12 protein-coding genes are annotated in these 14,746 nt (G+C 40.5%); 4 read left to right on the forward strand and 8 right to left on the reverse strand.

Annotation, left to right across the window (positions count from 1 at the left end):
• Nucleotides 1-78: 78 nt before the first annotated feature.
• From H5187_RS00410 to H5187_RS00420, 3 genes are all read right to left on the reverse strand, one after another.
• Entirely contained in the window at nucleotides 79-1,014 is a 936-nt protein-coding gene (locus tag H5187_RS00410; protein ID WP_310737046.1) for a sensor domain-containing diguanylate cyclase, read from the reverse strand.
• 236 nt (nucleotides 1,015-1,250) lie between these two features.
• Nucleotides 1,251-1,646 carry a DP-EP family protein gene (locus H5187_RS00415; protein ID WP_182761466.1) on the reverse strand — a complete coding sequence of 132 codons (396 nt, stop codon included), beginning with the start codon at nucleotides 1,644-1,646 and terminating at the stop codon, nucleotides 1,251-1,253.
• A gap of 19 nt (nucleotides 1,647-1,665) precedes the next feature.
• Complete coding sequence (locus H5187_RS00420; protein ID WP_182794067.1) at nucleotides 1,666-4,914, reverse strand: winged helix-turn-helix domain-containing protein; 3,249 nt, start codon at nucleotides 4,912-4,914, stop codon at nucleotides 1,666-1,668.
• A gap of 232 nt (nucleotides 4,915-5,146) precedes the next feature.
• Between H5187_RS00420 and H5187_RS00425 the strand changes: the two genes are divergently transcribed.
• Both H5187_RS00425 and H5187_RS00430 read left to right on the forward strand, forming a co-directional pair.
• On the forward strand, nucleotides 5,147-5,581 hold the full coding sequence (locus tag H5187_RS00425; RefSeq protein ID WP_182761468.1) for a hypothetical protein: 435 nt from the start codon (nucleotides 5,147-5,149) through the stop codon (nucleotides 5,579-5,581).
• Entirely contained in the window at nucleotides 5,578-5,775 is a 198-nt protein-coding gene (locus H5187_RS00430; protein WP_182761469.1) for a helix-turn-helix transcriptional regulator, read from the forward strand. The genes H5187_RS00425 and H5187_RS00430 overlap by 4 nt, the downstream gene beginning before the upstream one ends.
• 44 nt (nucleotides 5,776-5,819) lie before the next feature.
• Here the strand turns inward: H5187_RS00430 and H5187_RS00435 are convergent, their stop codons facing one another.
• The gene (locus H5187_RS00435; RefSeq protein WP_182761470.1) at nucleotides 5,820-7,022 is read right to left on the reverse strand and encodes an MFS transporter; all 1,203 of its coding nucleotides are present in this window, start codon (nucleotides 7,020-7,022) and stop codon (nucleotides 5,820-5,822) included.
• Between the two features lie 447 nt (nucleotides 7,023-7,469).
• Between H5187_RS00435 and H5187_RS00440 the strand changes: the two genes are divergently transcribed.
• Complete coding sequence (locus tag H5187_RS00440; protein WP_182783819.1) at nucleotides 7,470-9,620, forward strand: TonB-dependent receptor; 2,151 nt, start codon at nucleotides 7,470-7,472, stop codon at nucleotides 9,618-9,620.
• A gap of 42 nt (nucleotides 9,621-9,662) precedes the next feature.
• Here H5187_RS00440 and H5187_RS00445 read toward each other — a convergent pair whose 3' ends face one another.
• The gene (locus H5187_RS00445; RefSeq protein WP_182797437.1) at nucleotides 9,663-10,541 is read right to left on the reverse strand and encodes a LysR family transcriptional regulator; all 879 of its coding nucleotides are present in this window, start codon (nucleotides 10,539-10,541) and stop codon (nucleotides 9,663-9,665) included.
• A gap of 111 nt (nucleotides 10,542-10,652) precedes the next feature.
• Between H5187_RS00445 and H5187_RS00450 the strand changes: the two genes are divergently transcribed.
• Entirely contained in the window at nucleotides 10,653-11,621 is a 969-nt protein-coding gene (locus tag H5187_RS00450) for a TDT family transporter (protein ID WP_182717032.1), read from the forward strand.
• Nucleotides 11,622-11,685: 64 nt separating this feature from the next.
• Here the strand turns inward: H5187_RS00450 and H5187_RS00455 are convergent, their stop codons facing one another.
• The 3 genes from H5187_RS00455 to H5187_RS00465 form a co-directional block, all read right to left on the reverse strand.
• Nucleotides 11,686-12,543, reverse strand: coding sequence for a GyrI-like domain-containing protein (locus tag H5187_RS00455; RefSeq protein ID WP_149980865.1), 858 nt, complete (start codon nucleotides 12,541-12,543; stop codon nucleotides 11,686-11,688).
• A gap of 128 nt (nucleotides 12,544-12,671) precedes the next feature.
• Nucleotides 12,672-14,072: a pre-peptidase C-terminal domain-containing protein gene (locus H5187_RS00460; RefSeq protein WP_182783821.1), complete on the reverse strand. Its 1,401-nt coding sequence runs from the start codon at nucleotides 14,070-14,072 to the stop codon at nucleotides 12,672-12,674.
• A 297-nt stretch (nucleotides 14,073-14,369) separates the two neighbouring features.
• Entirely contained in the window at nucleotides 14,370-14,540 is a 171-nt protein-coding gene (locus H5187_RS00465) for a DUF2986 domain-containing protein (RefSeq protein ID WP_182783823.1), read from the reverse strand.
• Nucleotides 14,541-14,746: the final 206 nt, after the last annotated feature.

Raw genomic sequence — 14,746 nt, forward strand, 5'->3', positions numbered from 1 at the left:
TTTACAAGTTGCAGTTCTATCTGCAAAAAGTAATAGCGAGCTGTAACTGATAGACAAATTATTTACCGTTATAGCGTATTAAGCACTAATACTAATTTTATTTCTGCCGTCAGATTTTGCTCTATATAAAGCCGTATCAGCGGCACATATTAGCGCTTCGCAGGTGCGGTATTGGTTATCAAATTCGCAGGCAATACCTTGGCTCACACTTACTTTAACTTCTGGCGGTAGGCCAATATCAGTAAATGACATCGCATTAATTTGTTGTTGAATATGTCTGGCAACAACGGCGGCACTATCACGGTTGCAACGTGGCAGAATAACAGCAAATTCTTCACCGCCATAGCGAGCGGCTAAACAATCTCTTGATGGTATACATTGCAAAATAACCTTGGCTATTTTTTGTAAGCACTTATCGCCTTTAATATGGCCGTAGGTATCGTTGAACCTCTTAAAATGATCGACATCAATTAATATACTAGTTAATGGCTGGTGGCTTTGAATACTTTCTTGCCAGTATTGTTTTAATGATTCATCTAGCGTGAAGCGATTAGCAAGCCCAGTTAAATGATCTGTTGATGCTTGTACTTTTAATTTATTATATATTGCTTTGTGAATACTTAAATCATGTAATATGCATACATAAAGTTTTTGCGCTGACGCAATGCTTGAAGGCATATTAGAAATAGATAAGTCGGCCTCAATTATATTGCCATCCGCTTTATTTATTTTTACTTCATTAGGACCAAAGTTAAGGCGAGTATCTTTTATATCTAACCAGTTTAGTAACGTATACATGTATTTATCACGATCAGTTTCGTGTAAAAATTGTAGCAAGCTTTGCCCAATCAGCGACTGCTGAGAGTCACCTAAAAGCTGCGCCGCCATCGGGTTAACAAACTCAAACGTGCCTTGCTCATCGATAACAAAAATGCCTTCGGCGGTACCATTAAACAGTTCAATCAAGGCACCAAACTGTAAGTGAGAAAGACAGGCAGAAAGGGTTTTGCCAATAGCAGCTGATTGCTTATTTGCATTAAGTGTATGGTTGTTAGTATTTGTTTGCTTAGACACGTTTGATCCCTACGCTTTGCTATACGTTTTTGGTGTCTATAAATTTACTTAAAAAAGTGCAAATAAACCTTCTGGTAATCTTCTGGTTTTAACATGTTGATTTTTATTGTTTTGTTTTTAAATTTGCACAGGTTTTAACTAACCTGTGCAAAGTATTCAGGCATTATTAGCTTGTTTTAGTTAGGTTTTCTATCGTTTTCTACTTGCGGGTCTGGGCTTTTATAAGTTTTACCGTCACGTTCTACTACAAAACGCATGCAAGTACGGCCAGTATTTTCATTTGAATCATAAACACAAATGGCTCTCCCCCCTTTTATTAATGCGCCTGCAAAGTCTTCTTTAGCGCAAGACTCTTCAAAGCCTTCAACTTCAGAGAACTCTACATCAAAAAACGTGATGCCTTCATTGCTAGGATGATTTTTAATAATATAAAGGCCAATTGAGTTGGCATCTACAACGCTGCCACCACCGCTCACTACTTTGTCATTTTCATAGTAAGTTATTATGGCTTCGTCATTATCGTTTATAGTAATGTCTACGTTAAATATATATGGCGTTAAAGTTGGAAGCATGTTTTTTCCTTTTCGATTGTTATAGTTCAAAGTTACTGATGCCCAAATTAATTAGGCTGTTTTTTAATTCTGTAATCTCGGCTTCTTTATTTAAGCAAATATGCGCTTGAATAAGAGGGAAGGTATGATATATGCTTTTATTTTTTTTATCTCCCAAAGCAATGAGTGCATTTTGGCAATATATTTTTCTTTCTTCTTTATTTGAGGTTAGTTTAGCATTAATTAAATTTACTATTGCGAAAATTGACCCCGAATCATTTTCATTAAGTCGATTTACTTGCTCTTTATAATCGTCACTTTGTTCAAGTGCTATTAACAGTGTTTTAGCTTTTTCGTAAAAGCCTCGTTGTAAAAAATACTCAATCAAGCTTATTTGGGTATTAATTATTACTGTATTGTTAAACTTCTCTTGAGCTATAAAACTCAGTATTTCGTCTATTTTACTATTGATTTTTTTGTCATCAGATAACGCTAATTGCAAAGCTAAAAAGCGAAAATAGGAACGTTGAAATTGGTTGTTTTCTGGGTCTTGTAAACGAGCAAGGTTAATCGTGTTTGTTGCTTGCTCGGCTTTTTTATAAGCTGCGCTTTTGTCAGTAAAGTAACTTAACAAATAACTTTGTTGTATGTAATTTGACGCAAGCCCCTTATATAAACTAGCGTCATTAGGGTACTTACTCAGCATGGTACTTAGTTCGTTCGCTGCACTATTAAACATAGTAAGCGTATCATTAAAGTTTCCTAATTTTTCCTCTGTACTGGCAAGCCAACTAAGAGTATCGGCCCTATCGCGTAGCAAATTTTTATTGTTGGGTTTCAGTTCAAGGGCTTTATTTTTTAGAGCTAGCGACTGTGTAAAATTTTGCTTTGCGGCTTGGTAGTTAAATTGATTTAAATACAGGGAGCCTAATGAGTTATGTGAATACGATAGCTCCATAATGGAGTTAAAGTCATTGGGTGCTAATGAATACATTGTTTCACTATAAGCGTGGTATTTTTTAAACATTGGCTCTGTGGCAGCGTAATCACTTTTATCATAATGAAGCTGGCCTAACCAAAAAGCATTTGCGCCCGCAAGCGTTAATAGTTCTAAATTATCTGGTTGTATTTTTAAGAGTGCTTCAAGGCGAGTGCGGGCGTTTTCAAACGCGGTATAGGCCTCACTGGTTTTGCCGCGGGAATAGGCTACGTCGCCCATTGCCTCAAGGGTTTGTGCATATTGAAAGCGGTTGTTAAATTCTTTTTTTTGGTCGTTAAAACTAAAAAGAGAGCTGGGCTCTTCTGCTTGATTGGTAAAGTACTCCAGCGCTTTATTGCTAATACCATCGAGCAAATCCATACGTTTAACGCTACGCAGTTTATCGGCAAATTCACCCACCATAAAGCCAAGTAGGCTTTCGGCTTCTAAGCGTTTTTGCTGCGCGACTTGCTCGGCGTGGTAGCTGCGTACGCTCATAAAGGTGGCTATAAAACTGAGTAAAATAAGGGCAACCGCGGTGGCTTGTAACACTCTTTTTTTACGTTTTGCCCTGCGGTTTGATGCTTTAATTAAACTTAGTTCAGCAGCGCTGAGGCTAAACATAACGTTATTTATCAGGCTTTGTGCTTCTTGTAATGGCTTGCCCTGCGCTAATAAAAAGTCGGCATGTTTTTGCTCGTTTAACCAGCGCTCGGTGGCGATTTGCAAGCGACTTTTAATGGCTAAGCTTTGTTGGTGTTGGTTTATCCAGTCTATGGCACGTTGCCACTGACGTAGTAGCGCTTCGTGTGCCAAACTAAAACAGGCTTGCTCGTTTTTAAGGTGCGATACAAATAAGCGGCTATCGACCATCGCTTGTGCAAGTTGTGTTTGTGCCGGGGTGGTGAGTTCATCCCAACGGGCTGCGCGGCTGGTGAGGGTTTCGCCATCGGCGTGCAGGGTAATTAGTTTTGATAATACCAAGCTCAGCTGGGATTGTTGTTGCTTGGGCAGTTGTGTAAAAACGTGCTCAGCTTTTTGGCCAATCGCGCCTTCAATACCGCCCAATGCTTGATATTCAGAGACTAATAGCTCATCGTTTTCGCTGCGCTGTAAGTACAGTTGTTGCAAAGTGTATTGCAGCATTGGCAGGGCATCGGGGTTATTGGCGGTGTCGTTACAGAGCATTTCATCCAGTGGTGTTTGGTGCTCAGGGTCAAGCTGCCAACTAAGCCCTGCGGCTAAAGCTGGCAGGCGGATCATCTGTTTTAATTCAGCGCGAGTTGGCGGCAGTAAGTCAAAATGGGCGCCATTGGCTTTGCCTGCCATTAAGCTAGGTTGATTAACCACTTGCGGATAAAAGTCATTTCGACAGGCGCTAAATATAATCATGCAGTTACTGGTGGCCAGTAACTCTATAATTGTTAAAAACTGGCTGCGCTCTTGCTCGCTAAATACTGGCGACGACAGTAATACTTCAAGGCGGTCGATAAATAAAAATAAATACGGTTTTATATGGGCTGTTTGGCTTTGCTTTACAGCCATTTGGCAACCCTCAATAACTTGCTCGGGCGCGTTTTGTAATAACTCGCTCAAGGTGTCGGCACTCATATCACTAAGCACCGGGGCGTCGTTGATTTCTAAATCAAGTAGGGTAGAGGCTAAATCGAGAAATAACCGATCTTTAGTTATATCAGCAAAATCAAGTTGGCAGTATGACTCAACCCGAAAGCCATCAAAGCCTGATTCACTCATTAATGCCGGTAATATACCTGCATTGACTAAAGATGATTTACCTGAGCCACTAGAGCCGAGCAATAAGCTAAAAGCACGGCCAAAACTTATTTGTGCCGATACCCGTTGTAATAGTGTGTTTATTTGCTTGCTGCGGCCAAAAAAAACATCGGCTTCATTGGGAGTAAACGCGCTTAAGCCAACAAAGGGTGAGCTGCCTTGCCATTTTATATGGCTGGCTTTTTGTTCTTCATCGAGAGGCAGCTCTATTTTGGCGATAACGCGGTAGCCGCGCTTGCGGATTGTCTCTATGTATTGCGGATCACTGGCTTTGTCGTCAAATGCTTTACGTAATTGCGTGATAACTTTGTGCAATGGATTATCGCCCACCGCAACAGTGCGCCAACAATGGTTAATGATCTCGTCACTGCTAACTAATTCTCCTTGTTTTTCGCATAATAACAATAAAACATCCATCGCTTTGGGCTCAAGTTGTTTGACTTGCGCACCTCGTCGTAAGCTATTGGTGGCAGGTGTTACTTGCCATTCACCGACAAAGAAAACAGATTTACGCATGCAGGGCTCATCATTGTTATTGTTAAAATTGAGGTTGCTTTAAACAGCTTTGTTTTATCCTACTGCAAGCAATAAGTTAATACAATATTCTGAGTTAAACGTTAAAAAGCTTTATTAAACAGTTACAGTTCAAGTGATGTCTATCTTACATTACTTTATGTAAAGCCTGCTTGACTTTTCTGTGAGCCTCAACAATACTTAGTCAAGTTTACTTGACTAAAAAGGCGAGAGCATGAAACAACAAACAGGATTAACATTCAAACAACGCAACAAACTAAACACTGTTTATTTAGCAAAGTGGACTCTGGCATGGGTTTTAACTTTGGCGCTTGCGTCATTCGGGCCATTATTGCTGTGGGGCGAGCAGAACACGCTACTTAGTATAGTGGCAATTATGGTCAATGTTTGCGCAGGTATTATGATGATTATGGCAAATAAACGCCATTTAGCTGGCTTAGATGAATTGCAGCAACGGTTACATTTAAATGCAATGGCGATTACCTTAGGAGGGAGTTTAGTATTTGGTTTAGCATACTCGGTATTACAAACGAGCGGGGTAATTTCGTTTCGACAAGGGATTTCTCATTTAGTGATGTTTATGGGGATAACTTATTTAGTGTCTGTCGTAGTGATAAATAAACAACTTGGCGCTGAGGACGAAGAATGAAAAACCGCCTTAAAGTATTGCGCGCGGAGCATGACCTTACTCAGGCAAAATTAGCAGAGCTACTTGATGTATCAAGGCAAACGGTGAATGCTATCGAAAAAGGCAAGTTCGATCCTAGTTTACCGTTAGCGTTTAAAGCAGCTCGTTTATTTAAATTAAAAATTGAAGATATCTTTCAAGATGAAGAGATATAAATTCTACACTCTGCGTACTTTAAGTACGCAGAGTGTAGCGCTGTTTATGGGGCAACTAGTTGCGGTTTTTGTTTACCCATTTGCAATGCACTCAGTAACCACATGATAAATCCACCAGCAAATAACACTGCGGCGACATAGCCGGTTTGATTAGGTTGCGCGCCTTGTGCAATTGCTAAGCCGCCAACCCAAGGACCAATTGCATTTGCAGTATTGAATGCGCATTGTACAAGTGCGCCAATCATTGCGTGCCCATGGGGAGATACATCCATCAACATAGTTTGGATAACTGTGCCAAGTCCGACACTAAAGCCAATAAAAAATATAACCGCATAAAGTAACCAAATGTTATGGCTTGCCATTACATAAGTTGTAGCAAAAACGATTGCGCCAACAAGTGCTATACCAGTGGTTTTAAGGGGCGAATGATCAGCTGCCTTACCTAAAATATAGTTGCCCAGCGTGCAACCAATACCGAACATAACCATTGCAATTGATATAGTGTAGGCTGGTGTGTGAGTGACCACTAAAATTGTATCGGCAATATAAGTATAAATGCAAAACACCCCGCCAAAGCCAACAATAATGATCCCTAAAATTGACCAAACCAGCTTATTTTTCAGTACGCTCAACTCGCTTAATAACGACGAAGGGGCTGAATTTTTTGTGTTTGGTATGAACTTTACAATTAGAATTAACGCAACAAGTGCCAGCACTGCGGTGCCCGCTAAACAATAACGCCAACTAAAATTTTGACCGACTAAAGTAACCATAGGCACGCCAACAATCGTTGCTATGGTAAGGCCCATAAATACTTTAGACATAAAGCTGGCGCGTTTATTGGTAGGTGCTATATCTGCGGCTAATAAAATGGCAACAGCAAAATAAGCTCCGTGGGGTAAACCACTTAAAAAGCGAAATAATATAAGCTGCTCTAACGAATTAGCAAATGCGCTTAAGCCGTTAAATATAAACATCATCGACACAAATAATAGCAAAGCATTACGCTTGCGCATGTTTGCTGTGGTGATCATAAAAAACGGTGCGCCGATCACTACGCCAATCGCATAGGCGCTAATGGTATAACCGCTTTGTGCTGGTGTTGAGGCAAATGTTTCGCTAAACAATGGCAGCATCGGCATCATCGAAAATTCCGATAATCCTAAAATAAAAGTACCCAGTGCAAGTACTAACAAAATAGCGGTAGTGCTTAGCGTATTGTTCACGACGCTAGGTTCAGGTGACATAGATAACCCTTGTAAAAAGACTGACGACAAAATATGAATGATTTATTTAATAAAAAGCAGGAAACTGCAATTTTGAAGAACCAATTAAACCGCGATTGTATGATAAAAATAAGTCAGCGTCTTGCACTAAAAACAGTGTATTTAGAGCAGAAAATACGATTTTAGATTGCAGTGTTTTTGGCTGAATAGGAACGTTCTAATTTTCAATGACTTGATATATTCACCTTGGTTATTAAGCGGCATGCTGATGAAAAATAAATTTTCAGTGGTTGTGGCTATTTTATGTTTTTAGTGTTCTAACAGCCTTTTAAAAGTTATTAGCGTGTTTAAAATAAGAACAATAAACATCGAGTCAGAGCTTGGGGTGCGACAATTTGTCGCGTGTTCAGTGTTGTCGTCAAGTTATATACTTTGCTTATCTTAAACCTGCTGTAATTAAAGAATAAAATGAGCAACCACAATCCACCTATCAATTCACGTTATGCACTTTCTCCGTTAGCACTTTGCATTGCGAGTTTAGTCTCTCCTTATGTACTGGCTGATGATTCAATTGAAGTGATTGAAGTACAGGGCCAAAACGTTAACAGCCATGCAAATTTAGGTTCTGCTGAACAGCTTTTAACTGAGTTGGGGGTGGATTTCTCTGCGGCAGGTGGCATTTCTAGTTTACCTATATTAAATGGCATGATGGGCGATAGAGTTAAAGTACTGGTCGATGGCGCAGATATTACTGCGGCCTGTGGCAATCAGATGAACCCACCATTATCTTATATTTCGGCTAATCAGCTATCGTCTTATCAAGTGATTGCAGGTATTTCGCCAGTAAGCGCTGGTGGCGATAACATTGCCGGCGTTATTGTAGTAAACACCATTGCTCCGCAATATGGTGAGAGTGATATGTTAGTGTGGCATTCAGGTTATGTGTCGGCGCAGTATCGCAGTGTAAATAATGCGCAAGCGGTTGGTGTTGGCGCACGACTTGCCAGTGACAGCTTTAGTTTAAATTATCAAGGTGCCTTTGAAGACGCTGATAGTTATGACGATGGTAATGGTGATTTAGTATTAGATACTCTATATCGCGTGCAAAATCATGCATTAACCGCAGCGCTGCGAGATGAAAAACAACAGCTAGTGGTTAAATTAACGCATCAAAAAATACCCTTTCAGGGCTTTGCTAATCAATATATGGATATGACGGATAACACCAGTTATGGCATAGTCACTCAGTATAAACGCCAGCTTGAAAGTGGTGAGTTTCGAGCGCAAATAAACTTTAATGATGTAAAGCACGAAATGGGTTTTTTCAGCGCTGAAAAAACCGGCATGATGCCGATGAATACCGACGCGCAAGATATCAGTTATCAACTTAATTGGCGTTTAGACTTTGATGCTGACACTGTATTACTGCTCGGCCAAGAATACTATGGTTACCGCATTGATGATTGGTGGCCTGCGATTGAAGGCTCAATGATGATGGGGCCTAACGACTATGTAAATATTAATGACGGTGAACGTGACCGCTACACCGGTTTTGCTGAGCTGCAAAAGCAGCTAAATAACAAGTGGTGGGTCTCTGCTGGTACGCGTATTGAATATGTGCAAACGGATACCGGTGAAGTGCAGCCATATTCAGACATGGGTGATGGCATGAATGGAATGTCAGGTATGGGAAGTATGCCAGCAATGAATATGGCAGATCCAAATAAAGATGCTGCAAAAGAGTTTAATGCCATGGATCGCGCGCGCAGTGACACGCTTGTGGATGCCAGCCTATTATTACGCTACCAAATTACTAATGAAGATGAACTACAATTTGGCTTAGCACGTAAAAATCGTGCGCCTAATTTATATGAACGTTATAGCTGGGGTGTCAGCACAATGTCGACCAGTATGATTGGTTGGTTTGGTGATGGTAATGGTTATATTGGTAACCCAGACTTAGTAGCCGAAACCGCGCATACCATCAGCACCAGTTACACTAAATCGGCAGAAGATGGTCAGTGGCAAATAACAGCTAACGCTTGGTATACCCAAGTAAATGATTATATTGATGTTACTGTTGTTGGCAGTACTAACCGCACAGATAAGGCATTAACTGAGCGTAATACCCTGCAATTTACCAATTTAGACGCCACACTTTATGGCACTAAGCTTGAAGGTATTATCCGTGTTGTTGATAGTAAAAATGCAGGCACATGGGATTTAACCGCCGCGCTTAATAGCACCCATGGCGAGCGTGATGACAGTGATGAGCCGTTATATCAAATAATGCCACTGCATAGCAAAATAGCCCTTGAGCAACAACTCGGTAAATGGCAAAACTCATTGAGCTGGGAGTGGGTAGATAGCAAAACGCGTGTAGATCCACGTCGTATTGAAAATCTATCAGCCAACTATAGCTTAGTGAATTTAGCAACCAAGGCGACATGGGATAAGCTAACAGTTAAGTTGGCAATTACTAATTTACTTGACGAATACTACCAGCAGCCTTTAGGCGGAGTCAGTATTGCCCAGTTTAATGTGGATCAAGGCCAAGGCTTTAACCAATTAGCAGGACAAGGTCGCTCGGTTAATGCCGGTATCAGCTACGCATTTTAAGTAAACTACCTAAATGTAGCCATGATGTTTAGCATGGCTACATTATAGCTGATCACAAAAATCTATAAACTGCGTTAGCAACGGGTTTTTATATTTGTCTTTATGCATTACTAACCAAAATTGCCTTTGCATAGGGTGGTTTAAATTAAGTTTTGTAACGCGGCCATCTTGTAAAGCGTATTGTGCCGCGAGTGACGATAAACATCCCAGCCCTAACCCTTCAGCAACGCTGTTGATCAATGCCTCTGTGGTATTGAGCTCAAAACTTTGGCTCCAATTATCGATATGTGTAGCGAGGTTTTGTAAAAAGAATGAGCGTGAACCAGAGCCGGCTTCCCTTAATACCCATTCGCTGTTTGCTAAGTCATTAAAACTAAGCTGTGGTTTTTTAGCTAAAGGGTGGGACAGCGGCGCAATAATACACATAGTGTCTTTACTAAACACGGTTGAGACTAAGTCGCTTTGCTGGGCTTGGCCCTCTATTAGTGCAATGTCGAGTTCAAAATCGCGCAGTTTTTGACAAATAAGCTCAGAATTTGAAATAAAAACTTGCTGTGAATAATGCAGCTGTTGTTGGCGAAATCCACTAAGTATAGAGGGTAACACATGATTACCAATGGTATCGCTGGCACCTATTTTTAAGGTGCCGCTGGCTTTTGCGTGGGACGAAAAAAGCGTATTAATATCATTTGCTCTGTGCAGTAATTCATCGGCCAAGGGCAGTAATTTTTGCCCTTCTTGATTTAAAATTAAGCGATGATTTACTCGGTCAAACAGTGGGTGACCTAACTTCTTTTCAAGCTCGCTAAGCGCCATGCTCACCGCCGCTTTAGACAAGTAAAGCCGCTCAGAGGCTGCGGTAAGTGTTGCATGCTGAGTAATACCTACAAACACTTTAAGTTGTTTAAGAGAAATATTCATGAGCTTGGTGTTTAATTTTTATGAACATGTGTTCTATATAATTAGATTTAACTAAACAAAATGCAAGGTTAAACTTCTTTATAAGATAAACAGTGAGTGTGGAGTATAAACATGTTTAATTATATAAAAGCCAAAGTAATAACCGCACCTACCCCAATGGGTGGATTAGCATTAGGCATAGCCAGCCTTGGTTGGGCTTGGGAAAATATGTTTAATGTAAATGGCGCAGCGCAATACACTGGGGCGGCAATTGCGAGCGCATTATTATTAATACTTGGCTTAAAATTTTTACTGTACCCACACTTATTAAAGGCCGATTTAGCGCACCCTGTTGTAGGTAGCGTTGTGCCTACTTTTGCTATGGCAACGTTGGTGGTATCTAATTCGTTAGGGCACGTTAATCCATTAGCAGGGGATGTGCTTTGGGTAGGCGCATTTTTATTGCACTTGGGATTTTTATTGAGCTTTATTATTCATCGTGTTCGTGAGTTTAAAATTGAGCACATGGTGCCAAGTTGGTTTGTACCACCGGTGGGTATTATTGTTGCCGATGTCGCGTTCTCGGGTAACCCAGCACTGTTGTTTTTAGCACAAGCAGCACTTTATTTTGGCATGTTAATGTACGCAGTTATGTTGCCGTTAATGATTTACCGGATAATATTTGCTGAGCAAATTCCTGATGCTGCACAGCCCACATTAGCTATATTAGCGGCGCCGGCAAGCTTATCGTTGGCGGGGTATTTCACTGTAGTGACCCAGCCGTCGCCAGTGATAATTGGGGGGTTATTTGGTATTGCCATACTAATGACACTCATTATTTATACGGCATTTTTTAAATTACTACGCCGCAGGTTTTGCCCTGGGTTTGCTGCATTTACCTTTCCCATGGTCATTGGTGCTACGGCGTTATTTAAACTCGCGGATTGGATGCTAACTATGAATGTTGATGTACAGTTTATAAACCAAATACATCATTTAGCGGTAGTTGAATTGCTAGTAGCAAGCGCTGTGGTTGGCTATGTAGCGATCCGTTATACGCATTATTTTAGTTCCTTGGCTTTAAACGGCTTGAAGGTGTGAAATTGTAATAGTATGAATACAGAACGAAGAGGCAATAATGAGATTTTGCCTCTGCGGTTAATTATTATTTTAGCGGCAAGTAAATATCAGTTATTAAATCACACTCATCTACTTCATGAATGAGATTTAAGTAATGAAAGAAGCACGGAAAATCTCTAACTTCTTCAGTGCTGTTTGGTAACCATTGACGATATAGATAATAAACAGTGTCGCTGATAGTGTCATGACTGCCAAAGTGCTTGACTAAAGCGCAGCGACCTGCCGGGATCTCACCATTTCTTACGCCATATTGATTATCGCTAATTGGTTGCTTGACGCTGCCGGCGAAGTCAAAGCGAAAATCGTTGTCGTCAGTCACCGCAGGATCGCTATAAGGGATGCCATAAGTATCACTGGTTTTTACCGGTGATAAGCCTGACTCTTTTCGCCATTTAATAAACTGTGCGGCTGTTTCCATAAGCTTAGTGGCCGAACCGTTGTGGGTAAGCAACGCAACAGCTTGCGGTGCAAAGTGAACAATTTCTACTTTCATATTACTAACCTTTAATTCAGGTATTTTAAAGTCAAACTGCGCATGCCAATGTGGCCAGTTTGGTGTGCTTCTGAATTGAGTTGGGGATTGAGCAAAAACACGTTTGAAAGCACGACTAAAAGCTTCAGGACTTTCAAAACTTGCCTCTAATGCAATATCAATAATGCGTTTGTGATGCTCAAAAGCAAGCCGATAAGAGGCGCGCTTTAAGCGAGCAAATTGCGTGTACTTAGTAACGCTTACCCCCATTATTGAGATAAATAAACGATGAAAATGAAATTTAGAACAATAGGCAACGGCACTTAAACTATCTAATGTAAGTGGCTCATCAATATGGTGGTTTATATAATCACAGACATGATGGATGCGCTGTAGGTGCGTGTTTTTCATAGTTACTCGTTATACTTTTATTCAGAAGTGGCGTCAGTGTGACAAAGTAAGAGAATGCCTGCCTGATTGAAATTGCTCAAGTTGCTTTTTAAATAAAAAAGAGCCCAAAGGGCTCTTAACTGGGGGAATTAATAAGGATTGATAGGGGAGTAGAAGTTATTGTTATTACCATTAATGCTCACGTCTAGTTGCATACCATTATGAGCGTGGCTAACCACATTGTAATTATCACCAGGTAGTAGCTTTACTCTATTAATATTTTGATAGTTTACTGGGCTCCCACATTGCAATGTCACTCTTTGCGTATTAGCGGTTTCTTTAAAGATGTAAACTTCATTGCTGCCGTCAACAACACCTGTACCAGAGGCATCGATGAACAGTGAGGTTGCCTCACTGGCTGCAATAGAAAAATACTGATTGCTGTGATGGCCTAAAGACACGATGGCACGCCCCATTCTGTCACGTTCTTGGAAGTGCGTATCGGTTAAGCTGTTGTTTAATACAGGCACATCAATAAATCGACTGCTGAAGTTAAGTGTTTCGTGGCAAAAGTCAGTGACTACTTCATCTGATACTGCGCCAGCAACGCCATCTGGGTCGTACACGCTGTTTGCCATTAACGCCATGCCTGCAGACGTTCCGCCAACGACACCGCCTTTATCAAAAACGTGTTGCACAGCGGTTTGTACTTTTGTACCTTGCCATTGATTAAGATAATCTGATTGGTCACCGCCTGCAATCCATACAAATTCGGCGCTGCGGATAGCCCAGTCAACATAGTCATCATTCGCTTTGTTGCGAGTATCAATGATCAGTGTTTCTACTGAGTCGGCATTCATTAAGTTCAGTAAATAATCGTTGTAGGCGTCAGTACCTGAGGTTCTAAGCACAACAACATCGGCACCGCTGCCAACATGGTTAGCAACGCGATTACTAAATGCTTGATCAACATCGCTGCCACCACCCATCAGTAATACAGCACCTTGATCAGCTGTTAATGTGCTGCATGAATCAGCACTGCCACCTTGTAAATATGCTTGTAATGAACTTGGCTTTGCAGGGCGAGAGCTATAGCCACAATCACCGCTGCCACTTCCGCCACCGGTGTTACTACCTTCACCAAAATTGACCGTTAAATCGTACCAACCTGTACCGGAGTAACGCGTTACTTTTACATAATAAGTACCCGTTGATTGTGCGTTATAACTGCCTGTTTCTGGAACATTACTGGTCGCCCCTTCGGCAACAGCAGATCCTATTTCTTGGTATAATGCCCAGTCAAAATCATCGTTAGTGTTGTGCTCAAGGCTGACCTCAATAGGCCCGACTTGAGTTACTTCAAAGCTAAACCAATCAGTATCATTGCGGCTCAACGAGCCTGCAACGGTGGTATTACTACAAAGTGGGGAATTTGCATTGCTTTCAGTGTCGTTTGATTCAACTTCGTTTGTTAAACAAGCATTACTTGCAAACGAAAAAAACATGCACGCGGCTAGTGTTCCATTAAGAATTGAGAGTTTTCTTTTCATTATTGTTACCTGAATTTTAATTACATAGAAGCCTTCCTACTGCGAGGCATTATTGCTTTTAAATTATTCAGGTTTTTTTATTCGTCGAACCATTCACTTAAATGATAGTTGACAGAACATTCTTGAGGAGCACTAGGAGCGATAATAAATAATTTGTTCATTTATGCCTCCTAAGTGATTATTGGTGTGTTTCAGCATTGTTGCTGAATATTCAACATTACAGTTAGGTGTGTAATTTGCAACTATTTATTAACTTTTATTTTATTTAAATCTCAAGTTTATGTTTTTATTGGTTTATCAATTCGCTTCATCGTTTAAAGTGTCTATTTGCTGTTCTTGAGCGAGTAGTGCCAATCTTTCACGTTCAGCTTTAGACACATAAGCAGGCTTATTACTTTTATGTAATTTTGCATTTGCGCGCTTATCTTTGTTATTAAACTTTGTAACGATTTTCTTTCTGCGATTCATGATCGACCCCATAATTTTAAGATGCGCATTATACTTCGTTGTATGCAAATATGACTAATAAATTTATAAAATGTTTGTTATGTGGGCATTTTAAATGCTCTAACACATTAAAAATTTAGTTGCTCAAAAGTAACAAGATTTACTGATAGCTCATTTATTTTAGAAACTCAACTATCCCTATACTATTATCGTTTATATCTCCTGCG

The organism is Pseudoalteromonas sp. SG44-1 (assembly GCF_014164315.1).
Classification (GTDB): domain Bacteria; phylum Pseudomonadota; class Gammaproteobacteria; order Enterobacterales; family Alteromonadaceae; genus Pseudoalteromonas; species Pseudoalteromonas rhizosphaerae.

Bases quoted from the DNA above. Each gene is read 5' to 3' on its own strand.
- H5187_RS00415 (WP_182761466.1), bottom strand. From the start codon at position 1,646: ATGCTTCCAACTTTAACGCCATATATATTTAACGTAGACATTACTATA.
- H5187_RS00420 (WP_182794067.1), bottom strand. From the start codon at position 4,914: ATGCGTAAATCTGTTTTCTTTGTCGGTGAATGGCAAGTAACACCTGCC.
- H5187_RS00425 (WP_182761468.1), top strand. From the start codon at position 5,147: ATGAAACAACAAACAGGATTAACATTCAAACAACGCAACAAACTAAAC.
- H5187_RS00430 (WP_182761469.1), top strand. From the start codon at position 5,578: ATGAAAAACCGCCTTAAAGTATTGCGCGCGGAGCATGACCTTACTCAG.
- H5187_RS00435 (WP_182761470.1), bottom strand. From the start codon at position 7,022: ATGTCACCTGAACCTAGCGTCGTGAACAATACGCTAAGCACTACCGCT.
- H5187_RS00440 (WP_182783819.1), top strand. From the start codon at position 7,470: ATGAGCAACCACAATCCACCTATCAATTCACGTTATGCACTTTCTCCG.
- H5187_RS00445 (WP_182797437.1), bottom strand. From the start codon at position 10,541: ATGAATATTTCTCTTAAACAACTTAAAGTGTTTGTAGGTATTACTCAG.
- H5187_RS00450 (WP_182717032.1), top strand. From the start codon at position 10,653: ATGTTTAATTATATAAAAGCCAAAGTAATAACCGCACCTACCCCAATG.
- H5187_RS00455 (WP_149980865.1), bottom strand. From the start codon at position 12,543: ATGAAAAACACGCACCTACAGCGCATCCATCATGTCTGTGATTATATA.
- H5187_RS00460 (WP_182783821.1), bottom strand. From the start codon at position 14,072: ATGAAAAGAAAACTCTCAATTCTTAATGGAACACTAGCCGCGTGCATG.
- H5187_RS00465 (WP_182783823.1), bottom strand. From the start codon at position 14,540: ATGAATCGCAGAAAGAAAATCGTTACAAAGTTTAATAACAAAGATAAG.